Origin of the sequence: Vibrio sp. J1-1 (assembly GCF_021728395.1) — a bacterium.
Classification (GTDB): domain Bacteria; phylum Pseudomonadota; class Gammaproteobacteria; order Enterobacterales; family Vibrionaceae; genus Vibrio.
The window spans coordinates 1-1331 of the sequence record NZ_JAKKCM010000048.1; the positions used below are offsets into that span (position 1 = coordinate 1).

Here is a 1331-nt window from a genome sequence, read left to right on the forward strand (position 1 = left end):
TGAACTGACCCCCAATAGTTGGACACCAATTATTGGGGGTCTTTCATGTCCAAATATAGTCGTGAGTTGAAGTGCATCTTAGCCAAGCAGTGCTTAAGTGGTGTGTCATCTCGTCTTTTAGCCAAACAACATTCCATTTCCTCGAGGCAAATCAGGTACTGGGCGCAAGTCTTAGCCATTCACGGTACTGATTCATTTACGCCGACGGCTTACGCTTCGACTGCTCACACTAAACTACAAGCACTCAATTTAATGTGGACGAATGGCTGGTCTCTGACGCACACTAGTGCCGTCTTAAATCTCTCAACTCCTGGGATACTTTCCGTCTGGCTCAAAAGATATAGAGAGCGAGGTATTCAAGGGCTTGAGCTCCAAGCAATAGGAAGGCCTCCCATGAAACAGCAACCTCAACGTCCCCTAAAATCGGATGATGAAAAGACTCTTGAGGAGCTGAAAGAAGAGCTCGCCTACTTGAGAGCAGAGAATGCTGTCCTAAAAAAGTTGGAAGAGTTAGCGCAGGAAAAGAAACGCCGTCAAACAAAGAAAAAACGGTAATAGCTCTAACTCTGAGAAATACATACTCTTTAAAACACTTACTCCAAGCACTCCAACTTGCGAGGAGTGCGTTCTATTATCAAGCGCAAGCGAGCAAGCGCTCGGATAACTATGCGACTGAGCGGGAATTAATAAAATCCATTTATCATGAGCACAAGGGGCGGTATGGCTATCGTCGTATTCACTTAGCGTTGAAAAACCAAGGTGTCATACTAAACCACAAGACCGTCCAACGGCTGATGGCACAACTCGGCCTGAAGTCGACAGTTAGACTTAAGAAATACCGTTCTTATCGAGGTGAATCTGGAAAAGTCGCGCCTAATGTATTGAAAAGAGATTTCAGTGCGACCAAGCCAGATGAGAAATGGGTAACCGATGTCACGGAGTTCAAAGTCAAAGAGCAGAAAGTCTACCTGTCACCAGTCGTGGACTTGTTTACTCAAGAAGTAGTCGCTTATAAAGTGGCGAAGAATGCACGCTTACCTCTTGTTACTGATATGCTGACGGAAGCGCTCTCGAAGCTAGATGGGGGTTCAAAACCGGTTATACATAGTGATCAAGGCTGGCAGTATCGCCATCGGTCATATCAGGAAAAAGTAGTCGACAGTGGATTAACGCAAAGTATGTCGAGAAAAGGTAACTGCTTAGACAATGCCGTTGCTGAGAACTTCTTCGCACTGCTGAAGACAGAGATGTACCATAATCAGTCCTTCAAAGACGCGAATGATCTTATAGAGAAAATTGAAGAATACATCGAGTATTACAACACCAAACGG

Annotated in this window: 1 protein-coding gene and 1 pseudogene; both read left to right on the forward strand. The window is 44.9% G+C overall.

Going from position 1 to position 1331, the window contains the following annotated elements:
• Nucleotides 1-252 precede the first annotated feature (252 nt).
• A complete protein-coding gene (locus L3V31_RS21965) occupies nucleotides 253-555 on the forward strand; it encodes a helix-turn-helix domain-containing protein (protein ID WP_237319356.1) in 303 nt (100 codons plus the stop codon).
• Nucleotides 525-1331 (forward strand): annotated as a pseudogene (locus tag L3V31_RS21970) (IS3 family transposase); the annotation flags it as partial. The gene L3V31_RS21965 and the pseudogene L3V31_RS21970, both read left to right, overlap by 31 nt.

What these genes read in the sequence shown, in the direction of transcription:
- L3V31_RS21965 (WP_237319356.1), top strand. Translation starts at nt 253, where the DNA reads ATGTGGACGAATGGCTGGTCTCTGACGCACACTAGTGCCGTCTTAAAT.